Annotated in this window: 19 protein-coding genes; 18 read left to right on the top strand and 1 reads right to left on the bottom strand. The window is 39.8% G+C overall.

Features of this window, described 5'->3' with window-relative positions; genetic code table 11:
* The 9 genes from MHH44_RS20795 to MHH44_RS20755 all read left to right on the top strand — a co-directional run.
* On the top strand, nucleotides 1-671 hold a 671-nt coding region (locus MHH44_RS20795), incomplete at its 5' end, for a DNA-directed RNA polymerase subunit beta (protein WP_445683047.1).
* Nucleotides 672-818: 147 nt separating this feature from the next.
* Nucleotides 819-4,499, top strand: a complete 3,681-nt coding sequence (gene rpoC / locus MHH44_RS20790; protein WP_340799472.1) for a DNA-directed RNA polymerase subunit beta' — start codon at nucleotides 819-821, stop codon at nucleotides 4,497-4,499.
* Between the two features lie 180 nt (nucleotides 4,500-4,679).
* A complete protein-coding gene (locus MHH44_RS20785) occupies nucleotides 4,680-4,931 on the top strand; it encodes a ribosomal L7Ae/L30e/S12e/Gadd45 family protein (protein WP_008406985.1) in 252 nt (83 codons plus the stop codon).
* A 100-nt stretch (nucleotides 4,932-5,031) separates the two neighbouring features.
* On the top strand, nucleotides 5,032-5,451 hold the full coding sequence (gene rpsL / locus MHH44_RS20780) for a 30S ribosomal protein S12 (RefSeq protein ID WP_008406983.1): 420 nt from the start codon (nucleotides 5,032-5,034) through the stop codon (nucleotides 5,449-5,451).
* 41 nt (nucleotides 5,452-5,492) lie between these two features.
* Entirely contained in the window at nucleotides 5,493-5,963 is a 471-nt protein-coding gene (rpsG, locus tag MHH44_RS20775; RefSeq protein WP_008406982.1) for a 30S ribosomal protein S7, read from the top strand.
* A gap of 81 nt (nucleotides 5,964-6,044) precedes the next feature.
* Complete coding sequence (gene fusA / locus MHH44_RS20770) at nucleotides 6,045-8,123, top strand: elongation factor G (protein ID WP_008406981.1); 2,079 nt, start codon at nucleotides 6,045-6,047, stop codon at nucleotides 8,121-8,123.
* 134 nt (nucleotides 8,124-8,257) lie between these two features.
* Nucleotides 8,258-9,445, top strand: a complete 1,188-nt coding sequence (tuf, locus tag MHH44_RS20765) for an elongation factor Tu (RefSeq protein WP_008406980.1) — start codon at nucleotides 8,258-8,260, stop codon at nucleotides 9,443-9,445.
* 199 nt (nucleotides 9,446-9,644) lie between these two features.
* On the top strand, nucleotides 9,645-11,825 hold the full coding sequence (locus tag MHH44_RS20760; protein WP_340799471.1) for a malate synthase G: 2,181 nt from the start codon (nucleotides 9,645-9,647) through the stop codon (nucleotides 11,823-11,825).
* A 146-nt stretch (nucleotides 11,826-11,971) separates the two neighbouring features.
* Nucleotides 11,972-12,793 (top strand): methyl-accepting chemotaxis protein, encoded by an 822-nt coding sequence (locus MHH44_RS20755; protein WP_339263371.1) that lies wholly within the window; start codon nucleotides 11,972-11,974, stop codon nucleotides 12,791-12,793.
* A 38-nt stretch (nucleotides 12,794-12,831) separates the two neighbouring features.
* Here the strand turns inward: MHH44_RS20755 and MHH44_RS20750 are convergent, their stop codons facing one another.
* Nucleotides 12,832-13,719 (bottom strand): LysR family transcriptional regulator, encoded by an 888-nt coding sequence (locus MHH44_RS20750; protein ID WP_065217676.1) that lies wholly within the window; start codon nucleotides 13,717-13,719, stop codon nucleotides 12,832-12,834.
* Between the two features lie 114 nt (nucleotides 13,720-13,833).
* Between MHH44_RS20750 and MHH44_RS20745 the strand changes: the two genes are divergently transcribed.
* From MHH44_RS20745 to rplW, 9 genes are all read left to right on the top strand, one after another.
* Complete coding sequence (locus tag MHH44_RS20745) at nucleotides 13,834-14,514, top strand: response regulator transcription factor (protein WP_340799469.1); 681 nt, start codon at nucleotides 13,834-13,836, stop codon at nucleotides 14,512-14,514.
* Nucleotides 14,511-15,482 carry a sensor histidine kinase gene (locus tag MHH44_RS20740; protein ID WP_340799468.1) on the top strand — a complete coding sequence of 324 codons (972 nt, stop codon included), beginning with the start codon at nucleotides 14,511-14,513 and terminating at the stop codon, nucleotides 15,480-15,482. Before MHH44_RS20745 ends, MHH44_RS20740 begins: the two co-directional genes overlap by 4 nt.
* A gap of 97 nt (nucleotides 15,483-15,579) precedes the next feature.
* Complete coding sequence (locus MHH44_RS20735; RefSeq protein ID WP_339263368.1) at nucleotides 15,580-16,341, top strand: ABC transporter ATP-binding protein; 762 nt, start codon at nucleotides 15,580-15,582, stop codon at nucleotides 16,339-16,341.
* Nucleotides 16,331-18,316, top strand: a complete 1,986-nt coding sequence (locus MHH44_RS20730) for an ABC transporter permease (protein WP_340799467.1) — start codon at nucleotides 16,331-16,333, stop codon at nucleotides 18,314-18,316. The genes MHH44_RS20735 and MHH44_RS20730 overlap by 11 nt, the downstream gene beginning before the upstream one ends.
* 125 nt (nucleotides 18,317-18,441) lie before the next feature.
* Nucleotides 18,442-19,761, top strand: coding sequence for a Na+/H+ antiporter family protein (locus tag MHH44_RS20725; protein ID WP_008406971.1), 1,320 nt, complete (start codon nucleotides 18,442-18,444; stop codon nucleotides 19,759-19,761).
* Between the two features lie 360 nt (nucleotides 19,762-20,121).
* Nucleotides 20,122-20,430 (top strand): 30S ribosomal protein S10, encoded by a 309-nt coding sequence (gene rpsJ / locus MHH44_RS20720; RefSeq protein ID WP_008406970.1) that lies wholly within the window; start codon nucleotides 20,122-20,124, stop codon nucleotides 20,428-20,430.
* A 51-nt stretch (nucleotides 20,431-20,481) separates the two neighbouring features.
* Nucleotides 20,482-21,111, top strand: coding sequence for a 50S ribosomal protein L3 (gene rplC, locus MHH44_RS20715; RefSeq protein ID WP_008406969.1), 630 nt, complete (start codon nucleotides 20,482-20,484; stop codon nucleotides 21,109-21,111).
* 27 nt (nucleotides 21,112-21,138) lie between these two features.
* On the top strand, nucleotides 21,139-21,762 hold the full coding sequence (gene rplD, locus MHH44_RS20710) for a 50S ribosomal protein L4 (protein ID WP_008406968.1): 624 nt from the start codon (nucleotides 21,139-21,141) through the stop codon (nucleotides 21,760-21,762).
* Nucleotides 21,762-22,046, top strand: coding sequence for a 50S ribosomal protein L23 (gene rplW / locus MHH44_RS20705; RefSeq protein WP_008406966.1), 285 nt, complete (start codon nucleotides 21,762-21,764; stop codon nucleotides 22,044-22,046). The genes rplD and rplW overlap by 1 nt, the downstream gene beginning before the upstream one ends.
* Nucleotides 22,047-22,068 lie beyond the last annotated feature (22 nt).

The following is a 22,068-nucleotide window of genomic DNA, read 5'->3' as shown; positions in this document are numbered from 1 at the left end:
TAGGGGTACCTTCACGTATGAACATCGGACAAGTGCTTGAGCTACACCTAGGTATGGCTTCACGCTACTTAGGTATTCATATGGCTTCACCAGTATTCGATGGTGCCAACGAAGCCGATGTTTGGGAAACGATGGAAGAAGCTGGTATGAACCGTGATGGTAAAACAATTCTTTATGATGGACGTTCAGGTGAGCCATTCGATAGCCGTGTTTCTGTTGGTATCATGTACATGATCAAACTAGCGCACATGGTTGACGATAAACTTCATGCACGTTCAACTGGACCTTACTCATTAGTAACGCAACAGCCGCTTGGTGGTAAAGCACAATTCGGTGGTCAGCGCTTTGGTGAGATGGAGGTTTGGGCACTTGAAGCATACGGTGCAGCATACACGTTACAAGAGATTTTAACTGTAAAATCGGATGACGTTGTAGGTCGTGTGAAAACATACGAAGCAATCGTAAAAGGTGAAAGTGTTCCAGAACCAGGTGTTCCAGAATCATTTAAAGTATTAATTAAAGAACTTCAATCATTAGGTATGGATGTGAAGATGCTTACAATCAATGACGAGGAAGTGGAATTACGCGACCTTGACGATGAAGATGAAGTAGCTGCACCTGTCGAACGATCTAATGATAAAGAAGAAGACCCAGTAGAATCATTTGAATAACTTCAATTGAATCGGGCAGGTATATGCCCTGCCCGATTTTTCTTATATTTTAGATGCAAGTTTCATTATGGCCTAATATGAAATTTTGTAAGTGTAGAGCTACATTAAAAGTCATTTACGACTTATAACTAAAGGGAGGTAGGCTCCTTGATCGATGTTAATGAATTTGAATATATGAAAATTGGTTTAGCTTCACCTGACAAGATCCGTTCTTGGTCATACGGAGAAGTAAAAAAACCAGAAACAATTAACTACCGTACATTAAAACCAGAAAAAGATGGTCTATTCTGTGAACGTATTTTTGGACCAACTAAAGACTGGGAATGTCACTGTGGTAAATATAAGCGCGTACGTTATAAAGGTGTCGTTTGTGACCGCTGTGGCGTAGAAGTAACGCGTTCGAAAGTTCGCCGTGAACGCCAAGGACATATCGAACTAGCAGCACCTGTATCACATATTTGGTACTTCAAAGGTATTCCGAGCCGTATGGGTCTTATTTTAGATATGTCTCCACGTGCATTGGAAGAAGTAATTTACTTTGCTTCATATGTAGTAATCGAGCCAGGTCAAACGTCTTTAGGCTATAAAGACTTACTTTCTGAAAAAGAATACCGTGCATACCGTGAAAAGTATGGCAGTGAATTCGAAGCAGCAATGGGTGCTGAAGCGATTAAACGTCTTTTAGAAAAAATTGACTTAGAAGATGAAACACAAGTTTTAAAAGAAGAGTTAAAATCTGCACAAGGCCAACGCCGTACACGTGCGATTAAACGTTTAGAAGTAGTAGAGTCATTCCGTAACTCAGGCAACAAACCAGAGTGGATGATTTTAGATGTACTACCGGTAATTCCACCAGAGCTTCGTCCGATGGTGCAATTAGATGGTGGACGTTTTGCTACATCTGACTTAAATGACCTTTACCGTCGTGTTATTAACCGTAACAACCGTTTAAAACGTTTACTTGACCTTGGTGCACCAAGCATTATCGTTCAAAACGAGAAACGTATGTTACAAGAAGCGGTTGATGCATTAATCGATAATGGTCGTCGTGGCCGTCCTGTAACAGGTCCTGGTAACCGTCCTTTAAAATCACTTTCACATATGCTGAAAGGGAAACAAGGTCGTTTCCGTCAAAACTTACTTGGTAAACGTGTAGACTACTCTGGTCGTTCGGTTATCGTAGTAGGTCCTAACTTAAAAATGTACCAATGTGGTCTTCCAAAAGAAATGGCAATCGAACTGTTCAAACCTTTCGTAATGAAAGAGTTAGTGGAACGTGGCCTTGCCCATAATATCAAGAGTGCAAAACGTAAAATTGAGCGTTTACACAATGAAGTTTGGGACGTATTAGAAGATGTAATTCGTGAGCATCCGGTATTACTTAACCGTGCACCGACATTACACCGTCTTGGTATCCAAGCATTCGAGCCTACACTAGTAGAAGGCCGTGCAATCCGTCTTCACCCATTAGTATGTACAGCTTATAACGCTGACTTCGATGGTGACCAAATGGCGGTTCACGTTCCATTATCAGCTGAGGCACAAGCAGAAGCCCGTTTACTTATGTTAGCGGCACAAAACATCCTTAACCCGAAAGACGGGAAACCGGTAGTAACTCCATCTCAGGATATGGTATTAGGTAACTATTACTTAACACTTGAGCGTGAAGGTGCTCGTGGTGAAGGTGCTGTATTTAATGATTCAAACGAAGTGTTAATCGCCTACCAAAACGGTCATGTACATTTACACTCTCGTATTGCGATTAAAGCAAGCTCATTAAATAACCCGACATTTACAGAAGAACAAAATAAAATGTTCCTATTATCGACTGTAGGTAAAGTAATCTTCAATGAAATTTTACCACGCTCATTCCCTTATATTAATGAGCCGACTTCAGTCAACTTAGAGCAAAAAACACCTGAAAAGTACTTCGTGAACTTAACAATTGACGAAGAATTACTGAATGAAATCGAAGCAACAGAAGGCTATGCTGATTTATCTGAATCAGAAAAAATTGAAGCACAACGCCGTGCTATGTTAGCGAAGCACTTCACAAATATGCCTGTAGTAGATCCTTTCCGTAAAAAATTCTTAGGGAATGTTATTGCTGAAGTATTTAAAGAGTTCCACATTACAGAAACTTCTAAGATGCTTGACCGCATGAAAAACTTAGGTTTCAAATATTCTACTCGTGCAGGTATTACAGTAGGTGTATCTGACATCGTCGTATTACCGGATAAAGGCGTAATCCTTGAGGAAGCCCAAAGCAAAGTAGATAAAGTAATGATCCAGTTCCGCCGTGGTTTAATTACGGAGGAAGAGCGTTATAACCGAGTTATTAACGTATGGACAGCTGCGAAAGATGAAATTCAAGGCAAGCTGATGAAATCTTTACAAAAAACTAACCCGATCTTCATGATGTCTGACTCTGGTGCCCGTGGTAACGCATCAAACTTTACACAGTTAGCTGGTATGCGTGGTCTGATGGCCAACCCGGCTGGTCGTATCATCGAGTTACCAATCAAGTCTTCATTCCGTGAAGGTTTAACAGTATTAGAGTACTTCATCTCTACACACGGTGCGCGTAAAGGTCTTGCCGATACAGCACTAAAAACTGCCGATTCAGGTTACTTAACTCGTCGTTTAGTTGACGTAGCACAAGATGTTATCGTTCGTGAAGACGACTGTGGTACTGACCGCGGTTTATTAATCGGTTCATTAATGGAAGGAAACGAATTGATTGAAGCGTTAGACGAACGTATTGTTGGTCGTTACGTGAAGAAAACAGTTCGCCATCCAGAAACAGGAGCGGTTATCGTAGAGCGTGATGGTTTAATTACACAAGATATTGCTCGCGTAATCGATGATGCAAATATCAAAGAAATTACAATCCGTTCTGCATTTACATGTAATACAAAACACGGTGTATGTAAAAAATGTTACGGTATGAACTTAGCTACTGGTGAAGGGGTAGAAGTTGGTGAAGCAGTTGGTATTATTGCTGCACAATCTATCGGTGAACCAGGTACACAGTTAACGATGCGTACATTCCATACTGGTGGGGTAGCCGGAAACGATATTACACAAGGTCTTCCACGTATCCAGGAAATTTTCGAGGCGCGTAACCCTAAAGGTCAAGCAGTCATTTCTGAAATTACTGGTACAGTAGTAGAAATTGAAGAAATTCGTGAAGGTCTTAAAGAAGTAACAATCCAAGGTGATGTGGAAACACGTAAATACCAAGCACCTTATAACGCGCGTCTAAAAGTAGCAGAAGGCGACACAATTATAGCGGGTCAAACATTGTCTGAAGGTTCTATCGATCCGAAGCAATTATTAAAAGTTAAAGATGTATCGACAGTTCAAGAATATTTATTAAAAGAAGTACAGAAAGTATACCGTATGCAAGGGGTAGAAATCGGAGACAAACACATCGAAGTAATGGTTCGCCAAATGCTTCGTAAAGTGCGTGTGATTGAAGCAGGTGACACCGAGTTATTACCAGGTTCACTTCTTGATATTCACCAATTCTCTGAGGCGAATGCTGAAGCCGTACTTAGCGGTAAAACACCAGCAACTTGCCGTCCTGTCATTTTAGGTATTACAAAAGCTTCTCTTGAAACAGAATCATTCTTATCAGCTGCATCATTCCAAGAAACAACACGTGTGTTAACGGATGCTGCAATTAAAGGTAAACGTGATGAGCTTCTAGGTCTGAAGGAAAACGTAATTATCGGTAAACTAGTTCCGGCTGGTACTGGTATGCAACGTTACCGTCAAATCCGTATGGAGCAAGAAGAATCAGCAGAAGTAATTACAGCTGAATAGCAGTATATAATGAAGAGATCCCGTCAGAGACTATTCTCTGACGGGAGATTTTCTTGAAAACTTCCTTGAAATAAATATTAACCAACATACTTTCATAAGAAATCTGTTGACAGTGTAAGTTTGGAATGATAATATATTGAAGGTTGATAGTTAACTGTCTGTACTTAGGAGGATATGAAAATGTCTTACGATCAAGTAAAACAGGCCAGTAAAACAATCATAGGTATAAAGCAAGCAGTGAAAGCAATGTATGCTGGACAAGTAACAGCTCTTTTTGTCGCAATCGATGCAGACAAATGGGTAACCGATCCGGCCATTCTTCTCGCGAAAGAAATCGGTGTACCAGTTAATTACGTCGATTCAAAGAAAGAACTTGGTAAAGCTTGCGGCATTCATGTTGGAGCTGCAGTTGTTGCGATTACTGCGATGTAGTTTTTGTGTAAAGTACACAAAGACTTTGTTTTTACCCAAAAAATGAACCACCTGGATGTGTGGTATTGAAACAAGGAAAAAATGAAGGGAGGACAAATCGATGCCTACAATTAACCAATTAGTACGTAAGCCTCGTCAATCTAAAAGCACGAAATCAAAATCTCCAGCGTTAAACAAAGGATATAACTCATTTAAAAAATCTTTAACTGACGTTAAGTCTCCTCAAAAACGCGGAGTTTGTACTCGTGTAGGTACAATGACACCACGTAAACCGAACTCGGCTTTACGTAAATACGCTCGTGTACGCTTAACTAACCAACTTGAGGTTACTGCGTATATCCCAGGTGAAGGTCACAACTTACAAGAGCACAGTGTAGTTCTTATCCGTGGCGGACGCGTAAAAGACTTAGCTGGAGTACGTTACCACATCGTTCGTGGTGCACTTGATACAGCTGGTGTTAACGGTCGTTTACAATCTCGTTCTAAATACGGTACTAAACGCCCTAAAGAAAAAAAATAATTCAAGTTTAAATATACAACGATTTGAAAGGAGGAAAACACATGCCTCGTAAAGGTCCTGTTTCCAAACGTGACGTGTTACCAGATCCACTTTATAACTCAAAACTAGTAACTCGTTTAATCAACAAAATGATGATTGATGGTAAAAGAGGTACTTCTCAAAAGATTTTATACGGAGCTTTCGAATTAGTTCAAGAGCGTTCGGGTCAAAATGCTTTAGAAGTATTTGAAGCTGCATTAAACAACGTGATGCCTGTATTAGAAGTACGTGCTCGTCGTGTTGGTGGTTCTAACTACCAAGTGCCAGTAGAAGTTCGTCCAGAACGTCGTACAACTTTAGGTTTACGTTATTTAGTAAACTATGCTCGTCTTCGTGGAGAAAAAACGATGGAAGAGCGCTTAGCTAACGAAATCTTAGATGCATCTAACAACACTGGTGCTTCAGTTAAGAAACGTGAAGATATGCACAAAATGGCAGAAGCGAACAAAGCATTCGCTCACTACCGTTGGTAATTTGATCTTTGCTCTAGCATTGCTGGGGCTAAGATTTTTACCATCTATACAGTTAACCCAATATGGAAGGAGAAATTTCCTATGAAACGCGAATTCTCTCTAGAGAATACACGTAATATTGGGATCATGGCTCACATTGATGCTGGTAAAACAACAACTACTGAGCGTATCCTTTATTACACTGGTAAGATTCACAAAATCGGTGAAACTCATGATGGCGGTTCTCAAATGGACTGGATGGAGCAAGAACAAGAGCGTGGTATCACGATCACTTCTGCTGCAACAACAGCTCAATGGAACGGTCACCGTATCAACATCATCGATACTCCAGGACACGTAGACTTCACTGTTGAAGTTGAACGTTCTTTACGCGTACTTGATGGTGCTGTAACAGTATTAGATGCTCAATCAGGTGTTGAGCCTCAAACTGAAACAGTATGGCGTCAAGCTACAACTTATGGAGTTCCTCGTATCGTATTCATCAACAAGATGGATAAAATGGGAGCTGACTTCCTATATTCTGTAGGTACATTACACGAGCGTTTACAAGCTAATGCTCACCCAATCCAATTACCAATCGGTGCTGAAGACGAGTTCCGCGGAATTATCGATTTAATCGAAATGAACGCTACTTTCTACGGTAACGATGAAGGTACAGATGTAACTGTAGGTGAAATCCCTGCAGAATTCATGGATCAAGCTGAAGAGTACCGTGAGAAATTAATCGACGCTGTTGCAAGTGTTGATGAAGAACTTATGGAGAAATACTTAGAAGGCGAAGAAATTACTAAAGAAGAATTAAAAGCAGCAATCCGTAAAGCTACTATCGCGGTAGAATTCTACCCAGTACTTTGTGGTACAGCATTCAAACACAAAGGTGTTCGTAAAATGTTAGATGCTGCTGTTGATTACCTTCCAGCTCCTACTGACGTAGAAGCTATTAAAGGTACTGACGTTGACGGTGAAGAAGAAATCATCCGCCATTCTTCTGATGAAGAGCCGTTCTCAGCTCTTGCATTCAAAGTAATGACAGACCCATTCGTAGGTAAGTTAACATTCTTCCGTGTGTACTCAGGTACATTAGAAGCAGGTTCTTACGTACAAAACTCTTCTAAAGGTAAACGTGAGCGTGTAGGACGTATCCTACAAATGCACGCTAACTCTCGTGAAGAGATCGCAAAAGTATACTCTGGAGATATCGCTGCTGCTGTAGGTCTTAAAGATACTACAACAGGTGATACTCTATGTGACGAGAAAAACCTTGTTATCTTAGAGTCAATGGACTTCCCAGAGCCAGTAATCTCTCTTTCTGTAGAACCAAAATCTAAAGCTGACCAAGATAAAATGGGTCAAGCTTTACAAAAACTACAAGAAGAAGATCCAACATTCCGTGCACATACAGACACTGAAACAGGTCAAACAATCATCTCTGGTATGGGTGAACTTCACCTTGATATCTTAGTTGACCGTATGAAACGTGAATTTAAAGTTGAAGCTAACGTGGGTGCTCCAATGGTATCTTACCGTGAAACATTCCGTAGCGAAGCTAAAGTTCAAGGTAAATTCTCTCGTCAATCTGGTGGTCGCGGTCAATACGGTGACGTAACGATCGAGTTCTCTCCAAACGAAGAGGGTAAAGGTTTCGAATTCGAAAACGCTATCGTTGGTGGTGTTGTACCTCGTGAATACATCCCTGCAGTAGAAGCGGGTCTACGTGACTCTCTTGACCGCGGTGTTGTTGCTGGTTACCCACTAATCGACATCAAAGCGAAATTAGTATTCGGTTCTTACCATGACGTTGACTCAAGTGAAATGGCGTTCAAAATCGCTGCATCTATGGCTTTAAAAGAAGCAGCTAAAAAATGTAACCCAGTTATCTTAGAGCCAATGATGAAAGTAGAAGTTGTAATTCCAGAAGAGTACCTTGGTGATATTATGGGTAACATTACTGCTCGTCGCGGTCGCGTAGAGGGTATGGAAGCTCGTGGTAACTCTCAAGTAGTACGTGCTATGGTTCCACTATCTGAAATGTTCGGATATGCTACAACTTTACGTTCTGCAACTCAAGGTCGCGGTGTATTCTCAATGACGTTCGATCACTATGAAGAAGTACCAAAATCAATTGCAGAAGATATCATCAAAAAAAATAAAGGTGAATAATTGAAATTTCACCTTGCATCAAGTATAAATAATTTGTAAGCTATGATTGACTGACTATAGATGGGGCCCGTTTATAGTCGGCATCTTAGAATAATTTTAAAAAATAAAACATATCTCTGAGGAGGCATTTTCTAATGGCTAAAGAAAAATTTGACCGTTCTAAAACGCATGCTAATATTGGTACAATCGGACACGTTGACCATGGTAAAACAACTTTAACTGCTGCTATCGCAACAGTTCTTTCTAAAAAAATGGGTGGTGCAGCTAAATCTTACGCTGACATCGATAACGCTCCAGAAGAAAAAGAGCGCGGTATCACAATCAATACTTCTCACGTAGAGTATGAAACTGAAACTCGCCACTATGCACACGTTGACTGCCCAGGACACGCTGACTATGTTAAAAACATGATCACTGGTGCTGCACAAATGGACGGCGGTATCTTAGTAGTATCTGCTGCTGATGGTCCAATGCCACAAACTCGTGAGCACATCCTTTTATCTCGTCAAGTAGGTGTTCCTTACTTAGTAGTATTCATGAACAAATGTGATATGGTAGACGACGAAGAATTATTAGAATTAGTTGAAATGGAAATCCGTGACTTATTATCTGAGTACGACTTCCCAGGCGACGACATTCCAGTAATCAAAGGTTCTGCTTTAAAAGCTTTAGAAGGCGAAGCAGAATGGGAAGAAAAAATCGTTGAGTTAATGGACGCTGTAGATTCTTACATCCCAACTCCAGAACGTCAAACTGACAAACCATTCATGATGCCAGTAGAGGACGTATTCTCTATCACTGGTCGTGGTACAGTTGCAACTGGCCGTGTTGAACGTGGTCAAGTTAAAGTTGGTGACGTAGTTGAAATCGTAGGTATCGAAGAAGAAGCGAAACAAACTACTGTAACTGGTGTAGAAATGTTCCGTAAATTATTAGACTATGCTGAAGCTGGTGACAACATCGGTGCTTTATTACGTGGTGTTGCTCGTGAAGACATCCAACGTGGTCAAGTATTAGCTAAACCAGGTTCAATCACTCCACACACTAACTTCAAAGCTGAAGTTTATGTTTTATCAAAAGAAGAGGGTGGACGTCACACTCCATTCTTCTCTAACTACCGTCCTCAGTTCTACTTCCGTACAACTGACGTAACTGGTATCTGCATGTTACCAGAAGGCGTAGAAATGGTAATGCCTGGCGACAACATCGAAATGACTGTTGAATTAATCGCTCCAATCGCTTTAGAAGAAGGTACTAAGTTCTCTATCCGCGAAGGTGGCCGTACTGTAGGCGCTGGCGTAGTAGCATCTATCCAAAAATAATTTTAGCTTATTGCTAATTTTCAAAAACATCTTGCAGGGACGCTTGCAAGATGTTTTTTTTGTGCCCTTTATAACGTAAATGCATAATGTTTATTCAATATATGTATTTCATTTATATATAATGACTCTTGTATAATGAAACGTAAGAACAGGGGATTCTAATTCATTATTAGAAACGTTCATTTAAAAGGGGGATTTAATGGTGACAAATTACGTGCAAGTGGGGAACTTACAAGTAGCAGAAGTATTATTTCAGTTTATTAATGAGCAAGTATTACCAAACAGTGGAGTAGAGCAAACGGCATTTTGGGATGGCTTCGATAAGCTGGTTCATGAGTTGGCACCTGAAAATAAAGCATTGCTTGCTCAACGTGATGCATTGCAAGTACAAATTAATGAGTGGCATAAAGGAAATAAGGGGAATTTCCAATTTGCCGACTATAAGGCTTTTTTAGAAGAAATCGGTTATGTAGAACCAAAAGCAGAAGACTTCCAAGTGGAAACAGAAAACGTAGATGCAGAAATTGCATATCAGGCAGGTCCGCAATTAGTAGTACCTGTCAGCAATGCACGCTATGCAATTAATGCAGCAAATGCACGTTGGGGAAGTTTCTATGATGCACTATACGGTACAGATGTCATCAGTGACGAAGACGGTACTGAAGCAGGCAAGGGTTATAATCCGATTCGTGGAAACAAAGTAATCGATTATGCGAAAAAGTTTTTAGATCAAGCCGCTCCTTTAAAAGCAGCTTCACATAAAGATGCAATAACTTATAAAATTGCAGAAAGTAAATTAGTAATTACGCTCGTAAATGGTGAAACGACGACATTGGCAGAGCCGGAAAAGTTAGTAGGCTACCAAGGAACAACAGAACAGCCGACTGCGATTTTACTGAAAAATAATGATTTGCACATTGAAATACAAATTGACCGAAATCACCCAATTGGAAAAGATGATGCAGCTGGAGTAAAAGATATTTATTTAGAGTCTGCTATTACGACAATTATGGACTGCGAGGACTCGGTAGCAGCAGTAGATGCAGAAGATAAAGTGGAAGTTTATGCAAACTGGTTAGGGCTAATGAAAGGCGACTTAACGGCAACTTTTGCAAAAGGATCGAAAACGGTAACACGTACATTAAATCCTGACCGAGTATATACGGGAGTTAATGGTGATACGGTAACATTAAATGGCCGCTCTTTAATGTTTATTCGCAATGTAGGTCACTTAATGACAAATCCGGCAATTTTAGATCAAGATGGCAGCGAAGTGCCTGAAGGAATTATGGATGGTGTCGTAACGAGCTTAATAGCGAAGCATGAAGTAATTGGCAATGGTTCGTATAAAAATTCGCAAAAAGGCTCTATCTATATTGTAAAACCAAAAATGCACGGCTCAAAGGAAGTAGCGTTTGCAAATAAACTATTTGAGCGTGTAGAAGATTTAATCGGATTGGAACGATTCACGTTAAAGATTGGTGTTATGGATGAGGAACGACGTACATCACTTAACTTAAAAGCATGTATACGTGAAGTGAAGAATCGTATTGTCTTTATTAATACAGGATTCCTGGATCGTACAGGAGATGAAATCCATACATCAATGGAAGCGGGCCCAATGATTCGCAAAGGCGAAATGAAAACATCAACATGGCTCACATCTTATGAAAGATCCAATGTCATCGTTGGGTTAAATGCAGGCTTGCAAGGCCGTGCACAAATTGGAAAAGGGATGTGGGCTATGCCGGACTTAATGGCAGATATGATTGAGCAGAAAATCAATCATCCAAAAGCAGGGGCAAATACTGCTTGGGTACCATCGCCGACAGCCGCAACATTACATGCAACACATTATCATGAAGTAAATGTAAAAGACGTTCAAAAAGGTATTGTGTCATCGGAAGATTTACAAGATGCGATTTTGGAAATCCCGGTAGCGGCAAATACAGATTGGACACGTGAAGAAATTCAACATGAGCTTGATAATAATGCACAAGGAATCCTTGGCTACGTAGTCCGTTGGGTGGAACATGGTGTGGGCTGTTCAAAAGTGCCGGATATTAATAATATCGGCTTAATGGAAGACCGCGCAACGTTGCGTATTTCAAGTCAGCATGTTGCAAACTGGCTGCATCACGGTATTTGTACGAAAGAACAAGTAGAGGAATCATTGAAACGTATGGCAAAAATTGTAGATGAGCAAAATGCAGACGATCCCGAATATTTACCAATGTCAGCAAACTACGAGGATTCTGTAGCTTTCCAAGCAGCAAGTGAGCTTATATTTAAAGGCTATGATCAACCAAATGGTTACACAGAGCCGATTTTACACAAAAAGCGTATTGAAGCGAAAGCAAAACAAAAAGTAAACGCATAAGATTTACTAAGCTACTACTATTTCTTCTGAAATAGTAGTCTTTTTTGTTTAAGTATCTAAAATTAATGGAAATTTAATCAATTAAGTGTAAAAATGGTATAATAGTAACGAAATAGTAATAGCAACAGGAAAGAAGAGAGTTAAACATGCTTAATAAAATAGAATCTTTAGATGCGCTAATTTCCATGATAACGATCGTGAAAGAAGCAATTCCAGCAGACTTATCAATTGCAATATGTGATTTAGAAAAGTTTGTAGCCTATTTCCCTGCTGAAGATTTAGACCTGAAAATACGTGTTGGGCAACAATTAAATCCGGAAGAGCCATTAAAGATGGCATTAAATAAAAACCGCCGTTTAGAGGCCATTGTACCAGCTGATTATTATGGTTTTGAATTTATCGGTACAGCGACGCCATTATTTGATAAAACAGGTAAAACAGTCGGAGGAATTGCTGTTCAATTGAGAAAGCACTCGGAGTTAATAGAAATTTCCCAAGCAATAATGGGTTCTCTATCACATGCGAACAAGCAGATTGGCAGTATTGCAGGTGGTTCTACAAAATTGAAAGAATCAGCAGATGAGTTATTAAAACAATCAAAGCAGGCTGAAGTGAATGTACAACAGACTTCCGACATTTTAACGTTGTTGAAACGTATGGCGGACCAAACCAATTTGTTAGGATTAAATGCGGCAATCGAAGCTGCCCGTGCAGGTGAAAAAGGGAAAGGCTTTGAAGTCGTAGCGACGGAGATCCGTAGATTTTCGAAAGAAACAGTTGAATCAACACAGAAAATTAGAGAAACGATGGCCCAAATTAGTGAGGCTACACAAAACATTACGAACTCTATTGCTCAAATCTCCACTATTGGAACATCACAAAGCGAATCTATTCAACAAGTTTCCGACTTTGTGAATGAAATTCAAACAATGTCTGAGCAGTTAAATGAATATGCAAATAAATTATAAATGGTTGCCTAGAGATTCAAATTTTCTAGGCAACTTATTTATTGGGAAACAAATTCACGGGCAAGTTTAATAAATTCCCGTACTGCAAAAGACAAGTATTTATTTTTCTTCCACGTAACCCCCAGTTCAAGAAAAATGGCTTCTTCCTGAAAAGGGATGCATTTAATCGAAGTGTAAGGAATTTTCTCGGCAAGCTTTTCCGGAAGTAGTGCAATCCCCAATTTTGCCTGAACCATTTCGATAAATAAATCTTTCTGGGTCGTTTCACAGGCAATCGTAGGGAAAAACCCGTGTTTGGAACACTCCTCGATAATGCGATCATATAAAATAAAGTCTTTCCGATAAATAATAAAAGTTTCACTCGCTAAGTCACTTAGCTGGATCGACTCCTTCTTTGCCAATGGATGGCTTTCATGTACGATTAACACTAAAGGGTCTTTTAAAAATCGTATTGTTTCCAAAGATTCATTCGAGGAAGTTACACTGCATACTAACCCAACATCCAGTTCGCCTGCTTCAATTTCGTGGCGTATGCGTTTCGTTCCGACTTCCGTTAATAAAATTTCGATATATGGATTAAGCTCTTTATAATAGCTGATTAATTTCGAAAAAAACTCGGCCCCAACGATTGGTGGAATGCCGATACGGATTTGTCCCTTTTTTAATTGCATTAAGTCCGTTAACTCGGAACGTAAATTTTGAAATGATTCAAGTACTTGCATTGAATTCACAAGAACGGCATGACCGGCATCTGTTAGTTCAAGCTGTTTGGATGACCGGTAAAATAACGGGACACCCAGTTCCGACTCAAAGTTTTGAATTGCTTTACTAATTGATGGCTGTGACACATGCAAAGTAGCTGCCGCTTTCGTAAAACTTAAATGCTTTGCCACTTCAACAAAGTATTCGATTTGGCGTAAATCCATTTTTCTTTCCCCACCTCTTCTCTAATTCCTGTAATTGAATTGATTATAGCAAAGTTTGGAAGTGTTGGACTGTTAGTTTTTTGTATAATGGGAGTATAGAAGGAGTGATGTTCTTTGAAGGTGTTATTAATAGAAGATGATGTCTCCATTTTTGAACTGATAGGCGAACGATTAGCACAGTGGAATATACAAGTAATCGGACCAGAAGACTTTCAACATATAATGGTGACGTTTAAAGAAGAAGAACCTCAGCTTGTTATTATTGATATTCAGCTGCCAGCATTTGATGGCTTCCATTGGTGTCGTGAAATAAGGGCAATATCGAATGTTCCTATTTTATTTCTTTCCTCACGCGATCACCCGATGGATATGATTATGGCGATGCAAATGGGAGCGGATGACTTTGTGCAAAAACCTTTCCATACGGAGGTATTAATTGCAAAAGTACAAGCATTGCTCCGACGCGCTTATAATTATCAGGAAGCACAGCAAAGTGATATTGAAAAATGGAATGGAGCTGAAATTCATTATGACCGCGCAGTTGTTCATTTTAAAGATCAGCAGATAGAGTTAACGAAAAACGAGCTGTTTATTTTAAAGGTGCTCGTAAAGGCGAAAGGGCAGATCGTTTCCCGTGATGAACTAATGCGTAAATTATGGGATGATGAACGCTTCGTAAATGACAATACATTAACGGTCAATGTAAATCGTTTACGCCAACGATTAGAGGATATTGGTCTTATCAATGTGATTATGACGAAAAAAGGCCTTGGCTATTTGGCGGTGGATGCATGATCCGCTTGTTTATAAGACAATATATTTCTATGATGCTGTTTGTCATCATTCTTCAGCTGTTGTTGAATCTAATACTATTTCTAGATAAAGGCTTCCACGATGTTTCGCTACTCTATTTAAACATCATTTGGTTTACACTCGTTGCCGGTTATTTCAGTTTACGTTATGTGAAAGACAGGAAATTGATGAAGCCGTATGTGAAGTTTAAAGGGAACTATTTTGATGTTATTCATGAAGATTATAAAGAGCAGTTGGCTAATAAGAATGCAAAAGTACAGGAACAGAAGCAAATTGTATTAGAACGGCAGGACGAGCTTTTAGCATGGGTACATGAAATGAAGTCTCCATTAACCGCAATGCAGCTGTTGCTGGAAAAAGTAGAGAAAAGCGAAGTAAAGGAACGCATTGAAAATGAATGGCTGCGTCTTTATTTACTATTAGACCAGCAGCTTCATGCAACACGTCTTATGACGATCGAGCTTGATAACCGAATTGAAAAAGTACACGTAAAAGATGTACTTATTCAAGAAATTAAAGCACTGCGCACCTGGTGTTTTGAAAAGAAAATCGCTTTCGACCTGGAAGTGGACGATCTGACTGTACACTCAGATACAAAGTGGCTAGGTTTTATCGTACGGCAAATTTTATCGAATGCGGTAAAGTATAGTGATGTCGGGGGAGAAGTTAGAATAACCGCTCATATGACGAACGAGCAAGCTGTTCTCATTATTCAAGATGAGGGAATCGGTATAAAGAGTGAAGATTTGCCTCGTGTATTCCGCAAATCCTATACTGGAACAATTGGCCGTGAAACGAGTGCTGCTACAGGAATGGGGCTGTACCTCGCTAAACAGGCGGCAGAATCAATGCATATTCTTCTGGCAATCGAATCAACAGAAGGGGTAGGTACTACTGTGAAAATTACTTTCCCAAAAATGAATGATTACCAAAAAACGCTTGGAATGTGACGAACTTGTCACTTACCGAGCGTTTTTGTCATGTAAATCAAACGATTCACATGACCGGAACATGTAGAATGAAAATAACAAGAAAGGATGGAGAACAATGAGCATTTTAATCGCACGTAAAGTTCGTAAAACATATGGTAAGCGATCGCTTGCGCAAGAAGTATTAAAGGGCATTGATTTAGAAGTGGAAAAGGGTGAATTTGTCGGCATTATGGGTGCTTCAGGTTCCGGAAAAACTACGTTATTAAATGTACTTTGTTCCATAGATCAAGTGACAGACGGATTTGTCGAGATTAATGGGCAAAAGCTTCAAGGGATGAAGGAACGTACATTAGCAAAATTTCGCCGGGATGAGCTAGGTTTTATTTTTCAGGACTATAATTTACTTGACACTTTGACAGTGAAGGAAAACATTCTACTGCCGTTATCGCTAAGTTCGATTCCAAAGGCAGCGGCAGAGCAACGTTTAAAGGAGCTTGTATCGATTTTAGGGATAGCAGATATTTTAGCGAAATACCCGAATGAAATTTCCGGTGGTCAAAAGCAGCGTACATCCGCAGCAAGAGCATTAATATCGAATCCATCCCTTGTATTTGCAGATGAACCAACAGGGGCACTTGATTCAAAAGCGGCTACTGCACTGCTCGATAATTTAGCAAAAATTAATAAAGCAAAAAATACAACGATCATGATGGTTACCCATGATGCCATTGCCGCCAGCTTCTGTTCCCGTGTACTGTTTTTAAAAGACGGCCAAATTTATACGGAACTGTATAAGGGCGATAAGTCACGCAAAGAGTTTTTCCAGCAAATTTTGAATACGCAAAGTGTTTTAGGCGGTGAGCAGAGTGAAGCTTAGTCAGCTTGTATTTAAAAGCATGCTAAAAAATATGCGTCACTATTACTTATACTTTTTCGCACTCATTTTCAGTGTGACGCTATTTTTCTCATTTGTGACATTGCAGTACAATGAATCGATCATTGAAGCGACGAAAGCGAGCGGAACGGCAGCTTCAGGATTTGAAGCGGCATCGTATATGCTGTATTTTATCGTCCTGTTCTTTGTGTTGTATGCCAATCACTTATTTATTAAACGCCGCAGCAAGGAAATTGGGTTGTATCAATTGGTCGGCATGACAAAAGGGCTTGTGACACGCCTGATTGCCTTTGAAAATATCCTGCTATTTATAGGTGCGGTAAGCATCGGAATTTTACTCGGTTTTTTAAGTTCACGTCTGTTTGCGATGATTTTACTGAAGCTACTAAAATTTGATGCGGTCGTAACATTAAGTATCAGCAAAGTAGCGGTTGTGAATACGTTAATTGTATTTGGTATTTTGCTCGCAGTTCTTTTAGCACAAATGGCATTTATGGTTCACAGAACTACATTACTCTCGTTATTTAACGCTTCCAAGCAGGCGGACGAGCGTGTGAAACGCTTTAGTGTATTCCCTATGGTGATGGGGGCTATCGGGTTAGCGTTGATTATTTATGGCTACTATAAAAGTACGTTATTATTCTCAGGGCAAACAACAAACCTATTTTTAAGCATGGTTATTATTTTAGCGACGACAATTGGCGGGACTTACTTTGTTTTCCGCTATTCGGTTGCATTCATATTAAATATGTTCCGCCTAAGAAAGAAAGGGCATTTAAATCTGAACGATGTTTTGGCGCTGACACCAATTATGCACCGAATGAAGGGAAATGCTAAATCACTGACGCTCATTACTGTCATTACGGCGGTATCGCTTGCAATTACTACACTTTCCTATATTAGTTACTACTCAGCAGGCAGTACAGCAGAAAATTCTGTACCAGCAGACTATATAATGGTAGATGGCCGTGGAGAGCCATTCATTGAAGCGTTGGAGCGGGAAGGAATCGCATTTGAGGAAAATAGGTTTAGGTTAACGAGCGCCCAATTTGATATGGCGGAAATTTTTTCTGGTGAGATAGTAGAAATGCTTCAAGGTGATACGTTAGCGGATGTCCTAATGATTCCGCTTTCGGACTACCATCAGCTCGATCCTGATGTCATGCTTTCAGAGGGGGAGGCAATTATTGCAGGCTATAACGGGTTCCAGGCAAATATATTGCCGCTAGAAGCACCACACGACTTTATATTCCTGCATCAAGAGCACCAGTTTCCGCTAAAAGTTAAGGAAGTGAACGATACTTCGATTGTGGCATGGCGTATTACAGGAGGCGGTTTTGTAGTTATCGTTGAAGATAATCTGTTTAACCAGATCCAGCAATTAAACAACGAGCATGAAATTGGCTATCTAACAAAAGAGCAAACATCCATTAACCTGATTGATGCGAATGATGAAACATATGAAGCTGCTGAAAAGCTCTACAAACAAACAGGTGCCAACATAGTGTTTGAAGATGATGAAATAGACCGTGGGGGAAATAAATTAAGCTCACTGCGATCAACGGTTGAATATAATTTAAATCTATATGGAACGACAATTTTTACAACCGCGTTTTTAGGTTTAGCCTTTTTACTGGCAACGGGCAGTATATTATACTTTAAACAAATGTCTGAAGCGGATGAAGAAATGGAATCCTATAAGATTCTCCGTAAGATTGGCTTTACAGAAGAGGAACTAACGCGCGGTATAATGAAGAAGCAGTTATTTAACTTTGGTGTACCATTATTTATCGGATTACTCCACAGCTACTTTGCTGTAAAATCCGGCTGGTTTTTATTCGGCACAGAATTGACTACGCCTCTTCTTGTTACAATGGCTTTATATATTGTCATGTACATCGTGTTTGCAGCATTAACCATCAATTATTACAGAAAAATTATAAAACAGGCTTTATAATACTTCAAACCGTCAATTTTCTCTTATTTGACGGTTTTATTTTATCTTTATCCGTTGACTCGCGTTCGTTTTTCTTGTAACTTTAACACATTAGTAATTTAGCAGACGAAAGTGAAGTGTACAACATGAATGCTGTTTTAATAGCGGTAGGGGTTATGCTTATTTTAAGCCTACTACGTATAAATGTCGTTTTATCTCTGACGGTCGGGGCGATTATTGGTGGCCTTGCCGGCGGATTAAATATAACAGAAACAATCAAGGCCTTTGTCGACGGTCTTGGCGGGGGTGCAACAATTGCGCTAAGCTATGCACTGCTTGGTGGATTTGCACTTGCAATCTCACGTACCGGTATACCTGAAGTATTAGTGAAAGCAATTTTAAAAATTGTACAGAATGAAGGCGATACTCAAAAGAAAGGTGCTGCCAAAGCATTAATCTTCCTAGTGCTGCTGGCAATGGCGATCATGTCGCAAAACCTGATTCCGGTGCATATTGCATTTATTCCTTTAATCGTACCGCCGATGATTAAAATTATGAACATGCTGCAAATAGACCGCCGTTTAATCGCATGTATTCTAACATTCGGGTTAGTAATGCCGTATATGTTCATTCCTGCAGGGTTTGGTTTGATCTATCAGGGGATTATAGTCGACCAAATGGCCTTAGCGGGGTTAGACGTTGCTTTGGGAGATGTTCCAAAGGCGATGGCTATAGTAGCGTTAGGGATGGCTGTAGGGCTTGTAGGTGCCTTCGTTGCCTATCGTAAACCAAGACAATACGAAAACGTTGAACTGGAAACAACGAATGACTTAAATAAAGAAGTAAATAAACTGCACATCATATTCGCTGCAGTAGCACTAGTTACTTCTATAGCAGTACAAGTAATGACGGATTCAATGATTGTCGGATCAATTGCCGGTATTATAATTTTGTATATAACAGGGACGCTAAAAGTAAAAGAAGCAGATGCAGTCCTATCGGATGGAATGCGGATGATGGCGTTTGTCGGTTTCGTTATGATTTCAGCAAACGGGTTCTCTGCTGTCATTAATGCGACAGGAGATGTTGAGTTATTAGTATCCGGTGCAATGGATATTTTTAACGGGAATGTAAGTATTGCAGTTTTAATTATGTTAATTGTCGGTTTAATTGTCACAATGGGAATTGGTTCTTCATTTGCAACAATTCCAATCATTGCAGCAATCTTTGTTCCAATTGCAATGGAACTGGGACTAAGCGAATTAGCGATCATCTGTTTAATCGGAACAGCGGGTGTACTTGGTGATGCTGGCTCACCGGCATCCGATTCTACATTAGGACCGACAGCAGGATTAAATGTCGATGGACAGCACAACCATATTTGGGATACTTGTGTACCGACATTTCTCTTCTATAATATTCCACAGATTATTTTCGGCTGGATTGCAGTCGTTTTCTTCCTATAATATAGTCGTCGCTTTCAGCAAAGAGAAAGCGACGATTTTTTCACTTTCTGTAGCAATTGTTTTCAGAATAATATATTTAAAGCATATTACTCCCTTTTCAGTTGCTTTCACCGTCATAAACTTATATACTAGAAAACGGCTCAAAAAGAGCGAACCTATTTATAAAGAATAAAACATTATGAAAAGAATTTTGCTAAAAGACTTGCGAACTTCTTTTTTATTGTATATAATGTTGAATGTTGGTCTTTGACTGCGATGAAGCGAGAGGTTGCCGACACACCCGGCCGCTTTGCCATGGCGGTGTGTAGGAGAAATTTTCGTGGAGAATGTCTAGAAAATAGGCGAGAAGGAGGGAAAGTAATGGCAAAACAAAAAATTCGTATTCGTTTAAAAGCATATGATCACCGTATCCTTGATCAATCTGCTGAGAAAATCGTTGAAACTGCGAAACGTTCAGGTGCTGGAGTATCGGGTCCGATCCCACTACCAACTGAAAGATCTGTATACACGATCTTACGTGCGGTTCATAAGTACAAAGATTCTCGTGAGCAATTTGAAATGCGCACACATAAACGTCTTATCGACATCGTTAACCCGACACCACAAACTGTTGATGCGTTAATGAAGCTTGATTTACCATCTGGCGTTGATATCGAAATCAAACTTTAATGGTAAAAACAAATATAAACTTTTTTCTAAAATTTACAGGAGGTGTGACAAATGACTAAAGGAATCTTAGGTAGAAAAATTGGTATGACTCAAGTTTTCGCTGAAAACGGAGATCTTATCCCAGTAACAGTAATCGAAGCTACTCCAAACGTAGTTTTACAAAAGAAATCTGTTGAAACTGATGGCTACGAAGCGATCCAATTAGGTTTTGAAGATAAGCGCGTTAAGCTTTCAAACAAACCTGAACAAGGTCACGTAGCAAAAGCAAATACTGCTCCTAAGCGCTTCATCCGTGAGTTCCGCAACTTAGAAGCTGCGACTTACGAAGTTGGTCAAGAAGTCAAGGTTGAAATTTTCGCTGAAGGCGATGTAATCGATGTAACAGGTGTAACAAAAGGTAAAGGTTTCCAAGGTGTTATTAAACGTCATGGTCAATCTCGCGGCCCTATGTCTCACGGTTCTCGTTACCACCGTCGTCCTGGTTCAATGGGTCCAGTTGCTCCGAACCGCGTATTCAAACAAAAGAAATTACCTGGTCAAATGGGTGGCACAGTTGTTACTATTCAAAACCTTGAAATCGTTAAGGTTGATGTAGAGCGCAACTTACTACTTGTTAAAGGTAATGTTCCTGGTTCTAAAAAAGCATTAGTAACAGTTAAAACTGCTATTAAATCAAAATAATTCTCTTAAAGAAAGGAGGAAACAGGAATGACAAAGGTTTCAGTACTTAGTCAAACAGGTGCTTCAGTTGGTGAAATCGAATTAAACGATGCGATTTTCGGAATCGAGCCAAACGAAGCTGTATTATTCGACGCTGTAGTTGCACAACGTGCTTCTTTACGTCAAGGTAATCACAAAGTTAAAAACCGTTCTGCAGTTGCTGGTGGTGGTCGTAAGCCATGGCGTCAAAAAGGAACTGGTCGTGCTCGTCAAGGTTCGATCCGCTCTCCACAATGGCGTGGCGGTGGTGTTGTATTCGGTCCTACTCCACGTAGCTACTCTTACAAACTACCTAAGAAAGTTCGTCGCTTAGCGATTAAGTCTGCTTTATCTGCAAAAGTATTAGAGCAAAACTTAGTAGTACTTGATGCATTATCATTTGATGCACCAAAAACAAAAGATTTCAAATCAGTATTAGCTGCTTTAGAAATCAGCAAAAAAGCATTATTCGTAACTGCTGAAGTTAACGAAAACGCTATTTTATCTGCTCGTAACATCCCTGGTGTTACAGTGTTAACAGCTGAAGGAATCAACGTATTAGATCTATTAGGTCACGATAAAGTTGTATTCACTCAAGATGCTGTAAAAAAAGTTGAGGAGGTGCTTGGATAATGGAAGCACGTGATATCTTAAAACGTCCGGTCATTACTGAGCGTTCTTCAGAAATTATGGCAGAGAAAAAGTATACTTTCGAAGTAGACACTCGCGCTAACAAAACTCAAGTTAAAGACGCTGTTGAAGAAATCTTCGGTGTTAAAGTTGAGAAAGTAAACGTAATGAACTACAAAGGTAAGTTCAAACGCGTTGGTAAATTCGGTGGATACACTAACAAACGTCGTAAAGCGATTGTTAAATTAACTGCTGATTCAAAAGAAATCGAGTTATTCGAAATCTAATTTCAAATTTATATAAGTAACC

This window comes from Solibacillus sp. FSL K6-1126 (genome assembly GCF_038003445.1).
In the GTDB taxonomy this organism is placed as follows: Bacteria; Bacillota; Bacilli; order Bacillales_A; family Planococcaceae; genus Solibacillus; species Solibacillus silvestris.
The sequence above is the reverse complement of the archived record's forward strand: the minus strand, read 5'-3'. Positions and strand labels throughout refer to the sequence as shown.